The following is an 18654-nucleotide window of genomic DNA, read 5'->3' as shown; positions in this document are numbered from 1 at the left end:
TCAACTCCAGCCTGCGCGCGACTTGCGGCTGGAATAGAGCGCCAGCAACACCAGAAACGAAAACACCAGCATCGCACCGGCGAGCCAATGTGCTTGTGAGTATTCCATGGCTTCGACGTGGTCGTAGATTTGTACCGAGACCACCCGGGTCTTGTCGGGAATATTGCCGCCGATCATCAGTACAACGCCGAATTCGCCGACGGTATGGGCGAAACCCAGGATCGCCGCCGTAATGAAACCGGGACGTGCGAGCGGCAGGATGACGCTGAAAAAAGTGTCCCATGGATTGGCGCGCAAGGTGGCGGCCACTTCCAGGGGGCGAGTGCCGATGGCGGAAAAAGCGTTTTGCAACGGCTGCACCACAAAGGGCATGGAATAGAGCACCGAGCCGATGACCAGTCCGGTGAAACTGAACGTCAGTGTGCCGAGCCCCAGCCACTGGGTGAAATGCCCAAGAAAGCCATTGGGCCCGAGCGCGAGCAACAGATAAAAACCGATGACGGTCGGCGGCAGTACCAGAGGCAGGGCGACAATTGCCCCGATGGGGCCGCGCAACCAGGACTGGCTGCGCGACAACCACAGGGCAATCGGAGTGCCGATGACCAGCAGGATCGCGGTGGTCAGGGACGCCAGTTTCAGGGTCAGCCAGATCGCCGCGAAATCGGCACTCGTCAGCGACATTTACAGCTGATAACCGTAGGACTTGATCACCGCAGCGGCTTTCGGGCCTTTGAGGTATTCAACCAGTGCCTTGGCAGCGGCGTTGTCTTTGCCTTTGTTCAGGATGACGGCGTCCTGTTTGATCGGGTCGTGCATGCTCGCCGGAACGATCCAGGCCGAGCCGCTGCTGACCTTGCCGTCCTTGTAGATCTGCGAGAGGGCAACGAAGCCCAGTTCAGCGTTGCCGGTGGAAACGAACTGATAAGCTTGAGTGATGTTCTGGCCTTCGACGATCTTGGCTTTGGTTGCATCAGTCAGTTTCAGCTTTTCCAGCACCTGGGTGGCAGCCAGGCCGTAAGGCGCAGCTTTCGGGTTGGCGATGGACAGGTGTTGGTATTCGTTTTTCTTCAGAACGTCGCCTTTGGCGTCGACGTAACCTTCTTTGGCCGACCATAGCGCCAGGGTGCCGATGGCGTAGGTGAAGCGCGAGCCCTTGACGGTGTCGCCTTCTTTTTCCAGTTTCTCAGGGGTGGTGTCGTCAGCCGAGAGGAACACTTCGAACGGCGCGCCGTTCTTGATCTGGGTGTAGAACTGTCCGGTGGCGCCATAGGCCGCGACCAGTTTGTGCCCGGTGTCTTTTTCGAAATCGGCGGCGATCGCCTGGATCGGTGCAGTGAAGTTGGCCGCGACGGCGACTTGCACTTCGTCGGCCTGAGCGGCGCCGATGGCGAATACCGCGAGCAGGGCAGGGGCAAAACGTGAGGCACGAATGGTCATGAACAGCTCCGTTGTTGGCAAGTGCAGTGGGCAGTTATTGTTGGAGGGGTAGACTGCGCCGATGCGAGGGGGTGAATCGCTATATAGCTGAATATATAGCGAAATGCCTCTAAACGGAAAGTGCTGGTTTCAGGCGGGCAGGTGAGGGCATGAAATCCCTCAGTCTGCCGTGCTTTTACCGAGCCAGTTTCGCGAGCGCTCCTTCGGCGAGTTGGCGAGTCAATTCAGCACTGCTCAACTCCTTGCCCAGCGTAAACGCCTGACCGGCCCAGAGATTGCTGAAGTCAGCCTCATCCTTGGCGCGCAATGGCATCAGGGCCCCGCCGGCCAAGGGAAACGCCGGCGCTTTGTCCGACATCGGCCCCACTTCACGCATCACTCGATTCAGAATTCCCCGTGCCGGACGTCCGGTGAACAGGTTGGTGATAGCGGTCTCACTGTCTTTCGCCGTGCGCAGCGCCTTGTGATGAGAGGCACTGACTTTGGCCTCTGGTGTAAACAGATAAGCCGTTCCGACCTGAGCAGCAGATGCTCCGAGCATGAACGCCGCTGCAACGCCTCGCGCATCGGCGATCGCACCGGCAGCAATCACTGGCACTTTGACCGCGTCGACGATTTGCGGAACGAGGGCAAAGGTTCCGACCTGGCTGCTCAGGTCATCGCTGAGGAACATGCCCCGATGGCCTCCGGCTTCGTAGCCCATGGCGATGATTGCATCGCAACCGTTCTGTTCCAGCCAGATGGCTTCATCGACGTTGGTTGCCGAAGACAGGATTTTCGCACCGGTGGCCTTGACCCGGTTCAGCAGGGACTTTTCCGGCAGGCCGAAGTGGAAACTCACCACCTCAGGGCGAAACTCTTCCAGCACTTCGCAAGCCGCCCCATCAAATGGTGCTCGGTTGGATACCGGCGTCGGCGCATCGAAGTCGGCACCCAGTTCGCGGTAGTAGGGCTCCAGCAGATTCTTCCAGTCCCGCGCCCGCTGTTCATCGGCGGCCGGTGGCTGGTGGCAGAAGAAGTTGACGTTGAAAGGTTTGTCAGTGCCCTGGCGGATGGCCTTCAGTTCTTCGCGCAATTGCTCGATGCTCAACATCGCTGCCGGCATTGATCCCAAACCGCCCGCGTTGCACACGGCAATGACCATCGACGAGTTGGTGGCACCGGCCATCGGGCCCTGGATGATCGGCAATTCGATGCCGAGCAGGTCAAGAATGCGCGTATCTGGCCATTGGTTCATGGAAAAGACTCCGAAGGACAAAGCAGGGCAGGGAAGCTGAAGCCGGTTTTTTTACCAGCAAAACCGGGTGCAGGGCCAGCCGAGATTTGTAGCCTCGCGGGATTCGGGTCAGCGTCGATGAAGTCCACCGCCCCCTCCGCCGAATGAATGGTTCATGAACTGCGAAGAGTTGTGGAAGTTGTTCAGACGCTGATTGCCAACGTTACGCGCCGCGGAGTCGCGATTGAGGTTCTGTAACTGAGCATTGTTGTTGGCTGGTGCGTGGGTTGCGCCCCCCTTGACCATCGACTGCCAGCCGTCATCGGTTTTCTTGTAGACGTTGCCGTCATGCCCGGCGTAAACATTGTCGCCAACCCGTGCGGCGCCGCTGTTGCGCCCGTGAATCCCGCCGTATTGCGTGGTGTTGCCGGTGTTCGGGTTGTAAACGGCGCCACGGTTGGCCGTTACCTGAGTGCCATTGCGAGCGTTGCCTGCCGTCACCCGGCCCCCGGCGATTGCACCTCCGTTCGGTCCGACCACTTCACCGCTGCGGCCGGCTGCATAGTTGCCGGTGTAGACATTGTGTACCGCCCCACGCTGGCCGGCGGTCGCAATCCCGGTCCGTGAGTTGTAGGAGGAACCGACCTGGCCAGCCCAGCGGTTGCCGGTCCAGGCGTTGTAGCCTGCGCCATAGCGGCTGACGGTCGCCCGATCACCCCATTGCCGGTAGATGTTGCCGGTAGTACCGGCCCAGCCGCCCGGGCCCCAGGCCACGGCGCCGCCGTGATAGCCGTAGGCTGCGCCGCCCCAGGCCAGCGGCGCCGGATACAGGTGCGGCCCCCACGCGTAACCCCATCCGTAATTGCCCCACCATGGATAGGCGCCCCATCCCCAACCCATGGCGGCAGTGCTGCCGCCCCAGCTCCAGCCGAACCCGAAGCCGAAGGTCCAGCCAGTCCACGGCGTGTAGCGAATCGCGACGCCAAAGCCGTAAGTCACCGGCGGTCCGTACCAGACGCTGCCAACCCATGGCGTGTACGGATAGCCGGTGCCGTAGACCACAACACCGGTCGCCGGATCCAGCGTCGATCCCTGGTAGCCCGGGGTATAGCCGACGACGACCGTGTCACCACTGGACTCATAGACTTTGACGTAAGTGAGGTAGTGCATCGGCGAGTTCGGCGGTATCGAATAAATCACCGCTGGCACTGAGCTGGCGACGGTCCATGGCCCGGTCACTGCCGTGGCGATGAACCAGATGCCGTTCTCCACGGCGTACCAACTGTCGTTGTCGACCCGAATGATCGGCGTGGCGCTGTTGATCACATATTGAAGCGGGGTCCCGCTGATGGCTTTGAGTTGAGGCTCACCGTCAAATTGTGGCGCCGTCATTTTTACCGCGCTTTTCTTGATTGCCGACGTCTGCGGAATGGTGGCGGCAATGGCTGCTTCCTTGGATTGAGACGTGCCCGCGACCGAGGCTTTGACGTTTTCTTTCGGACTGTCGTCGGGGATGTTGGCGAAGTCTGCTGGCAGTTTGTCCGCCGGGGTAAATGTCCACGGGCCGTTCATGTCACCGGCGCGGAACCAGCGACCGGAGATCAGCACATAACTGTTCTGGTCGCCGATTTCCTTGAAGATGTGCCCGGTGGTGTTGCTGACATACAGCAATTGCGTTCCCTGGATCGGCTGCCACTGTGGTGCACCGTCGGTGACTATCAGTTCGGTCGGTGTCGTGGCGATGAAGATCTTTGGCTGTGGCGGTTTGGCCAGGCTCGGTACTTTGTCCTTCGGATCGCTTTGCCCGGTGAGCAGATCCACCTGCCGGCTCTCGATCGCCGCTTTCTTGGCTTTCTCCAGATCCGCTGGAGGCGATGAGAGCAGGGCGTAGGGCCCCGGCAATTGATCGGCAACCAACCAGCCATCGAACACATGCAGATAATGTTTGCCCTGGGCGTCCTTGAGCAGCAGAGGGCGGGTGTTGATCACCCGTTGCAATCCGGTGCCGTCGACCTGGCGATACGCAGCCTCACCGTCGATATAGACAAGCAAGGCCGGCACGTCCGAGCTGAGGATGGTCGGTGGCGTGTTTTCCAGGGGCGCGGTGTCGGCTTTCTGTTCGGCGGTCAGTACGCCAACGGCAGCTTCCAATTGATCGAGTGAAATGGTTTTCTTGCGCTTGGCCGCATCGTTTTGCAGTGTCGTGATCCACATCTCTGCCTGGCTGGCGTCTGCGGGGAAATCGGCTTTGATGATTTTGTACTGGTCGAGCATGACCCAGCGAGTGGCCTTGTCGACCAGCGTGTGAGCGCTGAACTGGACGATGCCATAAGTCGACTTGCCGTCGGCGCCGGTGGCCTCGACGGCGGCGCGGGCCTGCAAGGTGTAGCCATCCCAGCTGTCGAGCTGCGGCTGATACACGGTGAGTTTCGATTTGTCGCTGGTGATGACTTGCGGCCATGTCGGCTCAACGGCAGTGGCGTCTGCCGTCTTGGCCGCAGGCGCCGCCCAAGCGGTATTGAATGCCAACAGACAGAGCATCAGCCAGGCAAGAAAAGGGCGGGCGCGGGACATTGTCAGCTCCATCGACAAGGGCTTCTCGGGGATAAGTGGAAGCCGTCGAAAGAGCATAGCCGGCCGATCCGGAATCATCCGGCGGTTTCAGCGATTGGCGGAAGGTCGAGTGGGGCAAAATGTTGCGATGTGCTATTTGAATGCCACGAGACCCTGAATTCATTCCCTGAGAGGCAATCATGTTCAACGGCATTCTGATCGACAAAGACGACAGCGGTTATCGCGCCAGCCTGCAGAAAATCGACGAGCAGCAGTTGCCCGAAGGCGATGTGACGGTGCGCGTCGCGTACAGCACGCTCAACTTCAAGGACGGGCTGGCGATTACCGGCAGCAGTCCGGTGGTGCGCAAGTTTCCGATGGTACCGGGGATCGATCTGGCCGGTACGGTCGAGATCAGTTCGCATCCCGACTATAAGGCTGGCGATCAGGTGCTGCTCAACGGTTGGGGCGTGGGCGAAAACCACTGGGGTGGCCTGGCCCAAAAGGCACGGCTCAACGGCGACTGGCTGATTCCATTGCCCAAGGCGTTTTCCGCCGCGCAAGCCATGGCCATTGGCACGGCGGGCTACACGGCGATGCTGTGCATCATGGCGCTGGAGCGTAATGGCGTGACGCCGGAGCAGGGCGAAGTAATGGTCACGGGTGCCAATGGTGGGGTCGGCAGCTTTGCAATCGCCTTGTTGCACAAGCTTGGCTATCGCGTGGTGGCGTCCACCGGGCGGGTGTCGGAGCATGAATATCTGCAGCAATTGGGCGCCAGCGAAATCATTGATCGTGCGACCTTGTCCGAGCCCGGCAAGCCACTGGCGAAGGAGCGTTGGGCGGCGGTGATCGATTCGGTCGGCAGCCACACATTGGCCAACGCCTGCGCCAGCACCCGCGCCGAAGGTACTGTCGCGGCATGCGGTCTGGCTCAGGGCATGGATTTCCCGGCGTCGGTGGCCCCGTTCATCTTGAGGGGTGTGACGCTGGCCGGAATCAACAGCGTGACCCAGCCCAAAGCGCGTCGAATCGAGGCGTGGGAACGTCTGGCCAAGGATCTGGATTTTGCCCTGTTGCCCCTGATCAGCCACGAAATCGGTCTCAGCGAAGCCATCGAAGCGGCCCCAAAGTTGCTCGCCGGGCAGCTGCGCGGACGGGTTGTCGTGGACGTCAATCGCTGACACATTAAGCGCCATCGCGGACCTGCCGGGCCGCACTTCAAAAAAAGGGAGTGGCACTTCGATGGATCTACAACAACAGCACGTTGAGTCGTTCACGGTTTCAGGCTTGCGCGTTCGCACCACCAACGCCGCAGAACACAAGGCCGAGACCGCGAAAATCGGCCCGATGTGGGGGCAATTCTTCGGCAAGAACCTGGCGGAGGCCATTCCCGGCAAGCTGACCGAGTCGCCGATTTACGGGGTGTACTCGGCCTATGAATCGGATGCTTCGGGGGCATTCGATGTGACGGCGGGTGTTGCCGTCGTCAATCCGCAGACGGATTTCGAAACGATTCGGATCGAAAGCGGTGAGTATCTGGTGTTCCAGGGACATGGTGCATTGCCCGATGCGGTCATTGCCACTTGGGGCCGGATCTGGAAGCACTTCGAAGCCAATCCGCAGATTCAGCGACGTTACGCCACTGACTTCGAGGCCTATTTCGGCCCCGAGTCAGTGTCGATTTACATCGGCATCCGCTAAGGCTGCGTTTCCCGGGACAACAACTCACGCTTGCGCTCCACGCCCCAGCGATAGCCCGAAAGGTTGCCGTCGCTGCGGACCACGCGATGGCAAGGGATCGCCACCGCAAGGCTGTTGGCGCCGCAGGCCTGAGCCACGGCCCGAACCGCTTTTGGCGAGCCGATGCGCTGGGCGATGTCGGCATAACTGGCTGTGCTGCCAACCGGTATTTCGCGCAGCGCCTGCCAGACCCGTTCCTGAAACGCGGTGCCCCGTACATCCAGCGGCAGATCGAGACCGATGGCCGGTGCTTCGATGAAGCCGACGACGTGGGCGATCAGTTGTTCGAACTCGGCGTCGGCTCCGATCAGGTTGGCCCGGCGAAACTGATCCTGCAGGTCGCAGACCAGTTGATGGGGATCGTCGCCCAACAGAATCGCGCAAATTCCTCGATCACTCTGTGCCACCAGAATGGCGCCGAGCGAGCATTGGCCGACCGCAAAACGAATGTCGTTGTTTTGCCCGGCGGCCCGGAAGTCGCCGGGCTTCATGCCCAGCAACTGGTCAGCGGCTTCATAGAAACGGCTGTTGGAGTTGAAGCCGGCGTCGTACAACGCGTCGGTCACCGAGTCGCCATCCGCCAACCGTTGCCGCACTCTGCGTGAACGGTGCGCCGCGGCGTAACCCTTGGGCGTCAGGCCGGTGACGGCTTTGAATACCCGATGGAAATGGAATGAGCTCAGGCCGGCGGCATCCGCCAGTTCGTTGAGCGCTGGCAGGGTTTCCGCGGTTTCGATCTGTCGGCACGCAGCGGCTACCGTTGCGGCATGTTGCGCGGCCACGTCGCTTTGATCCTTGCTCGCCCGTTTGCTGGGGCGATAACCCGCTGCTTCGGCCTCTTCGGCGGTGTCGAAGAATTCGACATTCTGCGGCTTAGGCAAACGCGCCAGGCTGCTAGGACGGCAATAGATGCCAGTGGTTTTCACTGCGTAGACAAATTGACCGTCCGCCCGTGGGTCGCGGGCGACGACGGCAGACCAGCGTGGATCGTCTTCAATGTTCAGCGGGGTCGAAAGCGTTTTCATGATGGAGAGTCCGTTGACCTGTTGAATTTCAGGTTAACCAGTGCCGCCAACCGTAACACTCCGGCCCTTGCGGTCAAACTTTGCGCGGTTATCCGGCGGTGCGAAACGTCAGGTTGAAACGCTGTTCGCCCAACTGCGGATGCCGGCCGTACTTGATCGGCAGGACGCCGTGGTAGCGCAGCCGATCAACGCCACCCCAGATCACCATGTCGCCGTGCAGCAGTGGAATGCGCTGGCTCCTGTCGCTGCGGGCGAAACCACCGAAAAGGAACATGGCGGGCAAACCCAATGACAGAGAAACGATCGGTGCGGTGTAGGAATGTTCGTCCTTGTCCTGATGCAAAGACATTTTCGCGCCGGGGACATAACGATTGATCAGGCAGGAGTCCGGTATGAAATCGGAAAATCCGACTTGCTTCGCCGCTGTCTGCGCCAGGTCGCGAAAGACTTCGGGCATCTCCGGCCAAGGCTGGTGGCTGAGAGGGTCATCGACCGAGTAACGGTAACCGCTGCGGTCGGTAATCCAGCCAAGCGCTCCGCAACTGCTGGTGGCTACTGACATGCTGAAGCCGCCGGGCGTCATCATGTGCCGCAACGGGGCGCGTTCGATGACCGATTTCAGAGCCGGCAATAATTGTTCGATACGGGGAAGGGCGAAGCCGCGCAGCACCCAGGATTGTTCGCCGATCTGCTCAGCGCGTCGGGGCTGCTCGGATTCGGTGTCGGCGAACAGATCGAAGTGGGTGTGCATGATGGTCAAGTAGCGTCGTGAAAAATGATGCCCAGAGTATGCCGTTTTCCGCTGTGCAGGCGGCTGACGCCGTGGCGCATGGTGACCCGATAGTCGCCGCGCGCGCCTTTGACCGGGCGTTGGTTGACGGCAAAGATCAGCGCGTCGCCTTTCTTCAGGTCCATCACCAGTGGGCGAGACTGCATTCTCGGGCGTTGTTCGGTCAGGACGAACTCACCGCCGCTGAAATCCTCACCAGGTTCTGACAGAAGAATCGCCACTTGCAGCGGGAAGACGTGTTCGCCGTACAGGTCCTGATGCAAACAGTTGTAGTCCTGTGGGCCGTATTGCAGCAAGAGCGGGGTTGGCCGCAGTTGACCGGCGGCATGGCAGCGCGCAAGAAACTCGCTGTGCAGGGGTGGAAAGCGTTGCGGCAAGCCCATCCGTTCATGCCAGCGATTGGCCAGGGGAACAAGGCGCGGATAAAGCGCATTGCGCAGGCGCTCCACCAATGGAGGCAACGGGTAGCGCAGATACTTGTATTCGCCGCGACCGAAACCGTGGCGGGCCATGATCACCTGTGAGCGGAACGGTTCGCTTTGCGGGTACAGCGCACTCAGGCGATCACAGGTTTGCGGGCGCAACAGCGAACGGATGATGGCGCAGCCGTCCTGATCCAGCTGTTGTTCCAGTACGACCCAGTCGAGCGCATCGAGGGGCGATTCGGGTGACATCGGCATACTGATTCCTTGGCTTGCGTCCAGGTGATCAGTCTAGGCAGCCCGCCAGGCCGGAACACTCCGGCGCTTGCGGTCGAATTGTCACCCGCGTCTTACAACGCCTTGCTGACGCTGATGTCGCTGATCACGTCTTCGCTCTGGCCGTGCAGGGCATCCAGCGCAGCCTTGGCTTCTTCCGGCGTGCCGTTTTCCAGCTGGGCGAATTCGAAGCGGCGCTCGCCGTTCAGTTTGTACTTGATGACGTATTTGGTCGTTTGGGCCACGGTCATGCTTACCTGATTGCGTTAAGGGAGCCGATCAGCTGAGTTTCGAGCTGGAGCGACGGATGATCTTGATCGAGTGCGTCAGGGTCGGCTTGCGGGTCACGCTGATCGCACGGCGGTTGACGGTGTCGATGGTGATGTTCCAGAACCCGGTGCTCGGCGCGGTAATGCGAGCCGGAAAGGTGTCGAACGCGCCGCCGTGATAGGTATGACGGCCGCCGTTCTTGAAGCTGCGGAAGTTGGCGTCGTTCATCAGACGGATGTTGCAGGTTTGTGAGCACTGGATGACGACGATGTCGTCTTCGTTGAGGTGCTCGCGCTGGTGAATAAATTTCATGGGCGCCTCCAGAAGGGCTTTTTCTACAAAATCAAAACGATAGCAGGGTCGATTGGCGCAGTTTATCAGCCCGGACAGGTTATTATCCGGCCGTCGGGCGCCGCTTTGACAATTAAAAACAGTTATTCGCGATTTCATGTGCGTTAAATGCAATGAGCCTCGGAGAAAAACGGCATTCACGCTGTCCGAGGGTCTTTATAGGAGATTCTGTATGAAGTGGGGTGTGGTCTTTGTGCCGTTGGCATTGGCGATGGGTGGTTGCGCAAGTGTTTCGGAAATCAATGAAACACTGCCGACCATGAGCGTCATTTCCGGCAAGAAACCCCACGAGTACGCACAGTGTCTGGCCGACAAGCTGGCGCAAAGCCGCGGGGCCCTGCAAATGGAGCCGCACAAGGACGGGGTTCGGGTGATCGTGCCAGGGAAGTTGTCGTCCGGCCCGGCAGCGGTGTTTGACATTGAGGACCGCTCCGGCGGCAGCAGCATCAAGTTGCACGAGCGCATGTCCAACGTGCCGATACGTCCAAGGGATGTGCGCAATGCCGCCACGGTGTGCATTTCCGGCTGATAAACTGTCAGTCATCGGTATTGATGCCGTCCAGGTCACGCCTGGGCGGCATTGTCATTTCTGGAGATGTGCATGAAGCGAGAACAGGTGCGCGAGCGCCATAAAGAGGGGCTGATCGCGGCCACCCATGTGATTCAGAACCCGGCGAATTCGGGTGAATGGATCGTGTTTTTCAAGAAGAGCGCCGGGCGCAGTTATTTTCTGGTGGATGAAAACGACGAAGTCGAATCGTTTGGCCGTCTGGATGACCTGATTGAGGTCGTTCGCGGGCTAGGGATCAAGTTCGCCGAAATTCACATGTAAAACTTACTTGCAGACCACCACGACACTACGGTTCTTGTAGTTGCCGACATCGATACCCAGCGTTTTGTCGCTTTCCTTGGACGCCGGTGTGCCATCGGTTCCGACGATGCGATAGCCGGTGCCGGCGCAGGAGGCGTCAGCCTTTTCATAACAGGTTGCCCAGGAGTTGGCCTCGCCGGAGCAATCGATGCTCAACCCTTGCTCGCCGTTGTCCAGGTAAGTGGGTTGAGAGCTGGCGCAGCCGGCCAGGGCCAGAAGTGCTAACAGGGGCAGCATGCGGTGCAGCGTACGGGTGTTCATGGCGATGTCGTCTTCGGAAGGAGAGGGCTAGACGCTATGACAGCGCCGGCATGAAAAGGTTATAGCGATTGGCCACATCTTCATGTTCAAAAAAAGCCCCGCGCAATGGCAGGGCTCTGGATGCGTTACAGCTGATCAGTCCTGATCCTTGCCGCGACGCTTCGGTGCAGGAGGCGTGTAATCAAGCACCGCGGCTACCTCAATCGCCATCGCTTCAGTGGGCAATGGACCGGACACATCTTCGCCGTTGGCGGCGGTGATATGCCACTGGCCATCTTTTGCCTTGGCGACGGTGTACCCGTTGATGATTTTTGCTGCGGACATCTAGCGGCCTCGTTGGCTGGTTCAAAGGCGTCATGATAACGGGAAACGGGCGGACGGGCGCGGGTCGATGCGGTGTTCCTGAATCTTTGGGCTACGCTGAATGCGCAGCTTCTGCTTGCGGATTGAACTATCCGCCAGAATATTTCTCTATGTTGACATCGGTTAGCCAGTGCGGGGCATTGTAAGGTGCACGCCGCCTGATTAGACTGCGCCGAAACTCGTACACACAGCCCTTTCAAGGACTTATATGATCAAGAAATGCTTGTTCCCAGCAGCCGGTTACGGTACTCGCTTCCTTCCAGCGACTAAAGCCATGCCCAAAGAAATGCTGCCGGTGGTAAACAAGCCACTGATCCAGTACGGCGTCGAAGAAGCTCTGGATGCTGGTCTGACTGAGATCTCCATCGTGACCGGCCGTGGCAAGCGTGCCCTGGAAGACCACTTCGACATCAGCTATGAGCTGGAAAACCAGATCAAGGGCACCGACAAAGAGAAATACCTGGTCGGTATCCGCAAGCTGTTGGACGAGTGCTCGTTCTCCTACACCCGTCAGACTGAAATGAAAGGCCTGGGTCATGCGATCCTGACCGGTCGTCCGCTGATCGGCGATGAGCCGTTTGCCGTGGTGCTGGCGGACGACCTGTGCGTCAACCTCGAAGGCGACGGCGTACTGACCCAGATGGTCAAGCTGTACAAGCAGTTCCGCTGCTCGATCATCGCCATCCAGGAAGTCGATCCGGCAGAGACCAGCAAGTACGGCGTCATTGCCGGCGAGATGATCCGCGACGACATCTACCGCGTACACAGCATGGTCGAGAAGCCAAAGCCGGAAGACGCGCCGTCCAACCTGGCGATCATTGGTCGTTACATCCTGACTCCGGACATCTTCGACCTGATCGAACAGACCGAGCCAGGCAAGGGTGGTGAAATCCAGATCACCGACGCCCTGATGAAGCAAGCCCAGAACGGCTGCGTAATGGCCTACAAGTTCAAGGGCAAGCGTTTCGACTGCGGTGGTGCCGAGGGTTACATCGAGGCAACCAACTTCTGCTTCGAAAACTTCTACAAGACTGGCAAGGCCTACTGATAGCGCCTGATCTGTCTGTACGAAAAAGCCACCTTCGGGTGGCTTTTTCATTTTTCGCCCCTATATCGGCAGGAGTGCTTGCCCAGCGGACGACGCCGGGTATGCTGATCGCCTGCCGAGGAGATAGAAATGGCCTACGATTTTGACCTTTATGTGATTGGTGCCGGTTCCGGCGGTGTGCGGGCTGCGCGTTTTGCGGCCGGGTTCGGCGCGAAAGTGGCGGTGGCCGAGAGCCGTTATCTGGGCGGCACCTGCGTCAATGTCGGCTGTGTGCCGAAAAAACTGCTGGTGTACGGCGCGCATTTCGCCGAAGACTTTGAACAGTCGTCCGGTTTCGGCTGGAGCTTGGGTGAGGCGAATTTCGATTGGGCGACCCTGATCGCCAACAAGGATCGCGAGATCAATCGCCTGAACGGCATTTATCGCAATCTGCTGGTCAACAGTGGCGTGACCCTGCACGAAGCTCACGCGAAGATCGTTGGCCCGCATGAGGTCGAGGTCAATGGTGAGCGTTTCACCGCGAAAAATATTCTGATCGCCACGGGCGGCTGGCCGCAGATTCCGGAAATCCCGGGGCATGAGCATGCCATCAGCTCCAATCAGGCGTTTTTCCTGAAAGAGCTGCCCAAGCGTGTCCTGGTCGTCGGCGGCGGTTACATTGCGGTCGAATTTGCCGGAATCTTCCATGGTCTGGGTGCGGAGACCACGTTGCTGTATCGCGGTGATCTGTTCCTGCGCGGCTTCGACGGCTCGGTGCGCAAGCATCTGCAGGAAGAGTTGACCAAGCGCGGCATGAATCTGCAGTTCAATGCCGACATCGAGCGGATTGACAAGCAGGCGGATGGCAGCCTGAAGGCGACCCTCAAAGATGGTCGTGTACTGGAAGCGGACTGCGTGTTCTACGCCACCGGTCGGCGTCCGATGCTGGACAATCTCGGGCTGGAAAATACCGAGGTGCAGCTGGACGACAAGGGCTTCATCAAGGTCGACGAGCAATATCAGACCACCGAACCGTCAATTCTTGCGCTAGGCGATGTCATCGGTCGCGTTCAACTGACGCCGGTGGCGCTGGCTGAAGGCATGGCGGTGGCGCGACGTCTGTTCAAGCCAGAGCAATACCGTCCGGTGGATTACAAGATGATCCCGACGGCAGTGTTCAGTCTGCCGAACATCGGCACCGTCGGCCTGACCGAAGAAGAGGCGCGGGAGGCGGGGCACGACGTGGTGATCTACGAAAGCCGTTTCCGCCCGATGAAACTGACCCTGACCGAATGCCAGGAGCGCACGCTGATGAAGCTGGTGGTCGATGGCAAAACCGATAAGGTGCTGGGCTGCCACATGGTCGGGCCGGATGCCGGCGAGATCGTGCAGGGCCTGGCGATCGCGCTGAAGGCCGGCGCAACCAAACGTGACTTCGACGACACCATCGGGGTGCACCCGACGGCGGCCGAAGAGTTTGTCACCATGCGCACGCCGGTCGGCGCTTAATCGTCCTTTGAAGTTTTTGCGTCTGGCGCTGCCGCAGCGGTAGTGGCCAGGCGCAAACTGTCCTGAGCCTGGGTCAGTTGCTTTTCCAGTGACTGGTTGAGTTGGGCGTGCTCGTCGACGCTCTGCTTGAGTGTCTGGCTGTCCAGCAATGCCACGCGCAAACGTTCCTGGAGGAGGGTGCGTTCGCTGTCAACACGCGTCGCTTGCTCCAGCAGTTGATCCTGACGTTGATTGCTGTGTTTGAGCTGATCCTGCAGCAGGCTCAGTTCCCGCAATGTGCCGCGGTTTTCGGTCAGCAAGCGTTCGTTGTCGCGGTGCAATTGAGTGATTTCATCCTGGCGTACCAGTGCGCTTTGCTGCGCCTGACGCAATTCCATCTGCAACTGCTGAACCTGACTTTCGTGACGGCTCTGTTCCTGTTCGCGCTGCTCCTTGACGGCATTGCGGTAATGCTCAAGCGCGTCGCGAGCGTGCAGGTGCTTTTCTTCCAGCGAGCGGATCTGCTCGTCCTTGTCCTGCAAGCGTAATTCGAAATCTGCCAGCGCCTGATTCAGGCCGGCATTGCGTGTCTGTTCGGTTTGCAGCATCGAGCGGGTGTCGCTCAAGGCTTCGGACTCTTTGGCCAGCGCAGCGCCCTGGATGTCGTGCTTTTGCTCCAGTTGCGCATGGTTCTGACGGAGCTGATTCAGCTCTGCTTCCAATGCCTGCCGTTGCTGCTCGTACTGTTCGCGAGCCTGGTCAATCGGCTCCTGTGCTTGTTCTTTCAGGCGTTGCGCCAGGCGCGTGACGAGCGCCAGCAGCTCGTCATCAATCGGTTCTGCCGACGGATCAGCCGGTTCGCTGCCGTCATCCAGCTCCTTCAGATAGCGATGAATAGTGGTTTTCGATCCGGTGTTGCCCAGCTCGATGCGTACTGCGTCGATGCTTGGGTGTTCGCCACGGGCGAGGATCGCTGAGCGCGCGATCTGGACTACTGCTTTGTTAACGCCGCCACGGGCCATATGTGCTCCTACGATTACGTACTGTGGTACATGCCACCAAAGTACGCAGTGTACCATGCTGAAAATAAAGTTAAATGTTTCAAGATGAACGGGCGGGATATACTGGTATTACCCCGTGTGAAGCGCCAGAATCCGCTTTTCAATCTTCAAATCAGTACATCTGCGAGAAATCAGCCCATGAGCGATATCGATCGCTATCTGCAAGCCGCCACCCGTGACAACACCCGCCGCAGCTATCGTGCGGCCGTCGAGCATTTCGAAACGGTATGGGGCGGGTTCCTGCCCGCGACGGCTGACAGCGTCGCGCGGTATCTGGTGGCTCATGCAGGCGTGCTGTCGGTCAATACGCTGAAGTTGCGCTTGTCGGCACTCGCGCAGTGGCACAACAGTCAGGGGTTCGCCGATCCGACCAAGACGCCGGTGGTGCGCAAAGTCTTCAAGGGCATCCGTGCGCTGCATCCCGCGCAGGAAAAACAGGCCGAGCCGTTGCAACTGCGTGATCTTGAACAGACCGTGGCCTGGCTTGAACAGGAAATGAAAGAGGCCCGAGAACAACAGGACCGGCCGTTGCTACTCAGAGCATGTCGGGATCGCGCGTTGATTCTTCTGGGGTTCTGGCGGGGCTTTCGCAGTGACGAGTTGTGCCGGGTGCAGATCGAGCATGTGCAGGCCCACGCCGGCAGCGGCATCACCCTGTACCTGCCGCGCAGCAAGGGCGACCGGGAAAACCTCGGTCAGACCTATCAGGCCCCAGCGTTGCTGAAGCTGTGCCCGGTGCAGGCTTACATCGACTGGATCACCGAAGCGGCGCTCGTACGCGGCCCGGTGTTTCGCGCTGTCGATCGCTGGGGCAACCTGAGCGAGGAGGGCTTGCACGCCAACAGCGTGATTCCGCTGCTGCGACAGGCCCTGGAGCGCGCCGGGATCTCCGCCGAGCGCTACACCAGCCACTCGTTGCGGCGCGGCTTTGCCACCTGGGCCCATCAAAGCGGCTGGGATCTCAAGTCGTTGATGAGTTACGTGGGCTGGAAGGATATGAAGTCCGCCATGCGCTATGTTGAAGCGAGCCCCTTTCACGGGATGGCCCGGATTACGGATAAGCCGTTGTCGTCGTAGATATCGTTTTCTTCTATTAATACAGTCAGCTAATAGCGAAAACAAATCAGCAGCATCAGGTTTGCCAATGAGCCATCCGTCGAGTGAGTGGGTAGGATTCACCCATCGAATTCACAACCCTGACGGAGAGTCATCAATGCCTATCATCAACAGCCAAGTAAAACCGTTCAAAGCTACCGCGTTCAAAAACGGCGACTTCGTACAAGTCTCGGACGCTGACCTGAAAGGCAAATGGTCCGTAGTGTTCTTCTACCCAGCCGACTTCACCTTCGTTTGCCCAACCGAGCTGGAAGACCTGGCCGACAACTACGCTGCCTTCCAGAAACTGGGCGTAGAAATCTACAGCGTTTCGACCGACACCCACTTTGCCCACGCTGCCTGGCACAACACTTCGCCAGCCATCGGCAAAATCGAATACACCATGATCGGCGACCCGACCCACGTCATCTCCCGCAACTTCGACGTACTGATCGAAGAAGCTGGTCTGGCTGACCGTGGCACCTTCGTGATCAACCCTGAAGGCCAGATCAAAATCGTTGAACTGAACGATGGCGGCGTTGGCCGTGACGCTTCCGAGCTGCTGCGCAAGATCAAGGCTGCTCAGTACGTTGCTGCTCACCCAGGCGAAGTTTGCCCAGCCAAATGGAAAGAAGGCGAGGCCACTCTGGCTCCGTCCCTGGACCTGGTCGGCAAGATCTAAGTCTGTGACACGCAACGCAGGGCGGAACTCCGCACCTACCTAAGTAAGCTGCACCGCCCAATAGAAAAGCCCGGGCGAGATTCGCTCGGGCTTTTTTTCGCCTCAAATAAAGTCAGGAGATCGCCCGTATGTTGGACGCCAATCTTAAAGCCCAGTTGAAATCGTACCTGGAACGGGTCACCCAGCCGATCGAGATCGTTGCTTCTCTCGATGACGGTGCGAAATCCCGTGAAATGCTCGACCTGCTGAAAGACGTTGCCAGTCTTTCGCACCAGATTACTTTGATCGACAGCGGCGACGATGCACGCAAACCGTCGTTCTCGATCAACCGCCCGGGTGCCGACATCAGCCTGCGTTTCGCCGGCATCCCGATGGGCCATGAATTCACTTCGCTGGTGCTGGCCCTGCTGCAAGTCGGTGGCCACCCTTCGAAGGCCAGTGTCGAAGTGATCGAACAGATCCGCTCGCTCAAGGGCGAATTCAACTTCGAGACTTACTTCTCGCTGTCCTGCCAGAACTGCCCGGACGTGGTTCAGGCGCTGAACCTGATGGCCGTGCTGAACCCGAACATCCGCCACGTCGCCATCGACGGCGCGCTGTTCCAGGACGAAGTCAACGATCGCAAGATCATGGCCGTGCCGAGCATTTACCTGAACGGCGAAAACTTCGGCCAGGGCCGCATGGGCCTGGAAGAAATCCTCGCCAAACTCGACACCGGCGCCATCGAGCGTCAGGCCGAGAAAATCAGCGCCAAGCAGGCTTTTGATGTGTTGGTCGTCGGCGGTGGCCCGGCCGGTGCTTCGGCGGCAATCTATGCGGCACGTAAAGGTATTCGTACCGGCGTTGCGGCCGAGCGATTCGGCGGTCAGGTGCTGGACACCATGGCCATCGAAAACTTCATTTCCGTACAGGAAACCGAAGGCCCGAAACTGGCGACCGCGCTGGAAGAACACGTCAAGCAGTACGACGTCGACATCATGAACCTGCAGCGTGCCGACAAGCTGATCCCGGGCAAGAACGGTGAGTTGCACGAGGTTCGCTTTGCCAGCGGCGCAACCCTCAAAGCCAAGAGCGTGATTCTGGCGACCGGTGCGCGGTGGCGAGAAATGAACGTGCCGGGCGAGCAGGAATACCGCAACAAAGGCGTGGCGTACTGCCCGCACTGCGACGGTCCGCTGTTCAAAGGCAAGCGTGTGGCGGTGATTGGCGGCGGTAACTCCGGCGTCGAGGCGGCCATCGACCTGGCCGGTATCGTGTCCCACGTAACCTTGCTTGAGTTCGACGTACAACTGCGTGCCGACGCGGTCTTGCAACGCAAGCTGCACAGCCTGCCGAACGTCACCGTGATCACCAGTGCGTTGACCACTGAAGTCACCGGCGACGGGCAGAAGGTCAACGGCCTGCGTTACAAGGATCGCAACAGTGACGAGCTGCGCACTGTCGAGCTGGAAGGGATCTTCGTGCAGATCGGTCTGCTGCCTAACACCGATTGGCTCAAAGGCACCATCGAGCTGTCGCCGCGTGGCGAGATCATCGTCGACAACCGTGGTGAAACCTCGATCCCCGGCATCTTCGCTGCCGGTGACGTGACCACCGTGCCGTACAAGCAGATCGTGATTGCGGTAGGCGAGGGCGCCAAGGCTTCCCTCAGCGCCTTCGATCACCTGATCCGCACTTCAGCGCCGGCGTAAATCCCGGGCCTGAAAAAGAAAACCCCCATCAG

21 protein-coding genes are annotated in these 18654 nt (G+C 59.4%); 9 read left to right on the top strand and 12 right to left on the bottom strand.

The annotated features are described in order from the left end of the window. The 4 genes from modB to AC07N4_RS02935 all read right to left on the bottom strand — a co-directional run bounded on the left by modB (position 1) and on the right by AC07N4_RS02935 (position 5227). Entirely contained in the window at positions 1-681 is a 681-nt protein-coding gene (modB, locus tag AC07N4_RS02950) for a molybdate ABC transporter permease subunit (protein ID WP_096821551.1), read from the bottom strand. Further along, positions 682-1437 (bottom strand): molybdate ABC transporter substrate-binding protein, encoded by a 756-nt coding sequence (modA, locus tag AC07N4_RS02945; RefSeq protein WP_096821549.1) that lies wholly within the window; start codon positions 1435-1437, stop codon positions 682-684. It abuts the gene before it with no gap. A gap of 175 nt (positions 1438-1612) precedes the next feature. Continuing rightward, positions 1613-2674, bottom strand: coding sequence for an NAD(P)H-dependent flavin oxidoreductase (locus tag AC07N4_RS02940; protein WP_096821547.1), 1062 nt, complete (start codon positions 2672-2674; stop codon positions 1613-1615). 108 nt (positions 2675-2782) lie between these two features. Next, a complete protein-coding gene (locus AC07N4_RS02935) occupies positions 2783-5227 on the bottom strand; it encodes an autotransporter (RefSeq protein WP_493064904.1) in 2445 nt (814 codons plus the stop codon). 179 nt (positions 5228-5406) lie between these two features. On the opposite strand from AC07N4_RS02935, the gene acuI reads away from it, so the two are divergent. Together acuI and AC07N4_RS02925 are read left to right on the top strand one after the other, a co-directional pair. Then, on the top strand, positions 5407-6390 hold the full coding sequence (gene acuI / locus AC07N4_RS02930) for an acrylyl-CoA reductase (NADPH) (RefSeq protein ID WP_493064903.1): 984 nt from the start codon (positions 5407-5409) through the stop codon (positions 6388-6390). Between the two features lie 61 nt (positions 6391-6451). Continuing rightward, positions 6452-6910, top strand: coding sequence for a GyrI-like domain-containing protein (locus tag AC07N4_RS02925; protein ID WP_102622239.1), 459 nt, complete (start codon positions 6452-6454; stop codon positions 6908-6910). On the opposite strand, the gene ada is transcribed toward AC07N4_RS02925, so the two are convergent. The 5 genes from ada to AC07N4_RS02900 all read right to left on the bottom strand — a co-directional run bounded on the left by ada (position 6907) and on the right by AC07N4_RS02900 (position 10044). Next, on the bottom strand, positions 6907-7974 hold the full coding sequence (ada, locus tag AC07N4_RS02920) for a bifunctional DNA-binding transcriptional regulator/O6-methylguanine-DNA methyltransferase Ada (RefSeq protein ID WP_493064902.1): 1068 nt from the start codon (positions 7972-7974) through the stop codon (positions 6907-6909). The two genes, AC07N4_RS02925 and ada, sit on opposite strands and share 4 nt — an antisense overlap. Positions 7975-8062: 88 nt before the next feature. Then, a complete protein-coding gene (alkB, locus tag AC07N4_RS02915; RefSeq protein WP_102622238.1) occupies positions 8063-8725 on the bottom strand; it encodes a DNA oxidative demethylase AlkB in 663 nt (220 codons plus the stop codon). 5 nt (positions 8726-8730) lie between these two features. Then, positions 8731-9444 carry a 2OG-Fe(II) oxygenase gene (locus tag AC07N4_RS02910; RefSeq protein WP_493064901.1) on the bottom strand — a complete coding sequence of 238 codons (714 nt, stop codon included), beginning with the start codon at positions 9442-9444 and terminating at the stop codon, positions 8731-8733. A gap of 92 nt (positions 9445-9536) precedes the next feature. Continuing rightward, on the bottom strand, positions 9537-9713 hold the full coding sequence (locus tag AC07N4_RS02905; RefSeq protein ID WP_169430549.1) for a hypothetical protein: 177 nt from the start codon (positions 9711-9713) through the stop codon (positions 9537-9539). Between the two features lie 28 nt (positions 9714-9741). Beyond that, complete coding sequence (locus AC07N4_RS02900; protein WP_007958929.1) at positions 9742-10044, bottom strand: DUF1883 domain-containing protein; 303 nt, start codon at positions 10042-10044, stop codon at positions 9742-9744. A 211-nt stretch (positions 10045-10255) separates the two neighbouring features. On the opposite strand from AC07N4_RS02900, the gene AC07N4_RS02895 reads away from it, so the two are divergent. Together AC07N4_RS02895 and AC07N4_RS02890 are read left to right on the top strand one after the other, a co-directional pair. Then, positions 10256-10612 carry a hypothetical protein gene (locus AC07N4_RS02895; RefSeq protein WP_096821537.1) on the top strand — a complete coding sequence of 119 codons (357 nt, stop codon included), beginning with the start codon at positions 10256-10258 and terminating at the stop codon, positions 10610-10612. 72 nt (positions 10613-10684) lie between these two features. Then, positions 10685-10915, top strand: a complete 231-nt coding sequence (locus AC07N4_RS02890) for a hypothetical protein (RefSeq protein ID WP_096821535.1) — start codon at positions 10685-10687, stop codon at positions 10913-10915. A 3-nt stretch (positions 10916-10918) separates the two neighbouring features. Here AC07N4_RS02890 and AC07N4_RS02885 read toward each other — a convergent pair whose 3' ends face one another. Both AC07N4_RS02885 and AC07N4_RS02880 read right to left on the bottom strand, forming a co-directional pair. Further along, positions 10919-11200, bottom strand: a complete 282-nt coding sequence (locus AC07N4_RS02885) for a hypothetical protein (protein ID WP_176504872.1) — start codon at positions 11198-11200, stop codon at positions 10919-10921. A 150-nt stretch (positions 11201-11350) separates the two neighbouring features. After that, entirely contained in the window at positions 11351-11539 is a 189-nt protein-coding gene (locus AC07N4_RS02880) for a hypothetical protein (protein ID WP_096821531.1), read from the bottom strand. A gap of 247 nt (positions 11540-11786) precedes the next feature. On the opposite strand from AC07N4_RS02880, the gene galU reads away from it, so the two are divergent. Beyond that, positions 11787-12626 carry a UTP--glucose-1-phosphate uridylyltransferase GalU gene (gene galU, locus AC07N4_RS02875; RefSeq protein ID WP_085710029.1) on the top strand — a complete coding sequence of 280 codons (840 nt, stop codon included), beginning with the start codon at positions 11787-11789 and terminating at the stop codon, positions 12624-12626. Between the two features lie 129 nt (positions 12627-12755). Beyond that, positions 12756-14114: a glutathione-disulfide reductase gene (gene gorA / locus AC07N4_RS02870; protein WP_102622235.1), complete on the top strand. Its 1359-nt coding sequence runs from the start codon at positions 12756-12758 to the stop codon at positions 14112-14114. Here the strand turns inward: gorA and AC07N4_RS02865 are convergent. Further along, entirely contained in the window at positions 14111-15115 is a 1005-nt protein-coding gene (locus AC07N4_RS02865; protein ID WP_096821528.1) for a DNA-binding protein, read from the bottom strand. The two genes, gorA and AC07N4_RS02865, sit on opposite strands and share 4 nt — an antisense overlap. A 177-nt stretch (positions 15116-15292) precedes the next feature. Between AC07N4_RS02865 and AC07N4_RS02860 the strand changes: the two genes are divergently transcribed. From AC07N4_RS02860 to ahpF, 3 genes are all read left to right on the top strand, one after another. Continuing rightward, positions 15293-16231, top strand: a complete 939-nt coding sequence (locus tag AC07N4_RS02860) for a site-specific integrase (protein WP_192558106.1) — start codon at positions 15293-15295, stop codon at positions 16229-16231. Between the two features lie 136 nt (positions 16232-16367). Then, positions 16368-16931 carry an alkyl hydroperoxide reductase subunit C gene (gene ahpC / locus AC07N4_RS02855; protein ID WP_003224621.1) on the top strand — a complete coding sequence of 188 codons (564 nt, stop codon included), beginning with the start codon at positions 16368-16370 and terminating at the stop codon, positions 16929-16931. A gap of 128 nt (positions 16932-17059) precedes the next feature. Then, entirely contained in the window at positions 17060-18622 is a 1563-nt protein-coding gene (gene ahpF / locus AC07N4_RS02850; protein ID WP_096821525.1) for an alkyl hydroperoxide reductase subunit F, read from the top strand. Positions 18623-18654: the final 32 nt, after the last annotated feature.

This window comes from Pseudomonas sp. GW821-FHT09E04, assembly GCF_059416185.1.
The sequence above is the reverse complement of the archived record's forward strand: the minus strand, read 5'-3'. Positions and strand labels throughout refer to the sequence as shown.

Excerpts from the sequence above, each read along its gene's own strand:
- AC07N4_RS02865 (WP_096821528.1), bottom strand. The coding sequence starts at position 15,115 with ATGGCCCGTGGCGGCGTTAACAAAGCAGTAGTCCAGATCGCGCGCTCA.
- AC07N4_RS02860 (WP_192558106.1), top strand. The coding sequence starts at position 15,293 with ATGAGCGATATCGATCGCTATCTGCAAGCCGCCACCCGTGACAACACC.
- AC07N4_RS02890 (WP_096821535.1), top strand. The coding sequence starts at position 10,685 with ATGAAGCGAGAACAGGTGCGCGAGCGCCATAAAGAGGGGCTGATCGCG.
- AC07N4_RS02905 (WP_169430549.1), bottom strand. The coding sequence starts at position 9,713 with ATGACCGTGGCCCAAACGACCAAATACGTCATCAAGTACAAACTGAAC.
- ada (WP_493064902.1), bottom strand. The coding sequence starts at position 7,974 with ATGAAAACGCTTTCGACCCCGCTGAACATTGAAGACGATCCACGCTGG.
- AC07N4_RS02895 (WP_096821537.1), top strand. The coding sequence starts at position 10,256 with ATGAAGTGGGGTGTGGTCTTTGTGCCGTTGGCATTGGCGATGGGTGGT.
- gorA (WP_102622235.1), top strand. The coding sequence starts at position 12,756 with ATGGCCTACGATTTTGACCTTTATGTGATTGGTGCCGGTTCCGGCGGT.
- AC07N4_RS02935 (WP_493064904.1), bottom strand. The coding sequence starts at position 5,227 with ATGTCCCGCGCCCGCCCTTTTCTTGCCTGGCTGATGCTCTGTCTGTTG.
- acuI (WP_493064903.1), top strand. The coding sequence starts at position 5,407 with ATGTTCAACGGCATTCTGATCGACAAAGACGACAGCGGTTATCGCGCC.
- galU (WP_085710029.1), top strand. The coding sequence starts at position 11,787 with ATGATCAAGAAATGCTTGTTCCCAGCAGCCGGTTACGGTACTCGCTTC.
- AC07N4_RS02910 (WP_493064901.1), bottom strand. The coding sequence starts at position 9,444 with ATGCCGATGTCACCCGAATCGCCCCTCGATGCGCTCGACTGGGTCGTA.
- AC07N4_RS02925 (WP_102622239.1), top strand. The coding sequence starts at position 6,452 with ATGGATCTACAACAACAGCACGTTGAGTCGTTCACGGTTTCAGGCTTG.
- alkB (WP_102622238.1), bottom strand. The coding sequence starts at position 8,725 with ATGCACACCCACTTCGATCTGTTCGCCGACACCGAATCCGAGCAGCCC.
- ahpC (WP_003224621.1), top strand. The coding sequence starts at position 16,368 with ATGCCTATCATCAACAGCCAAGTAAAACCGTTCAAAGCTACCGCGTTC.
- AC07N4_RS02900 (WP_007958929.1), bottom strand. The coding sequence starts at position 10,044 with ATGAAATTTATTCACCAGCGCGAGCACCTCAACGAAGACGACATCGTC.
- ahpF (WP_096821525.1), top strand. The coding sequence starts at position 17,060 with ATGTTGGACGCCAATCTTAAAGCCCAGTTGAAATCGTACCTGGAACGG.
- AC07N4_RS02880 (WP_096821531.1), bottom strand. The coding sequence starts at position 11,539 with ATGTCCGCAGCAAAAATCATCAACGGGTACACCGTCGCCAAGGCAAAA.
- modB (WP_096821551.1), bottom strand. The coding sequence starts at position 681 with ATGTCGCTGACGAGTGCCGATTTCGCGGCGATCTGGCTGACCCTGAAA.
- modA (WP_096821549.1), bottom strand. The coding sequence starts at position 1,437 with ATGACCATTCGTGCCTCACGTTTTGCCCCTGCCCTGCTCGCGGTATTC.
- AC07N4_RS02940 (WP_096821547.1), bottom strand. The coding sequence starts at position 2,674 with ATGAACCAATGGCCAGATACGCGCATTCTTGACCTGCTCGGCATCGAA.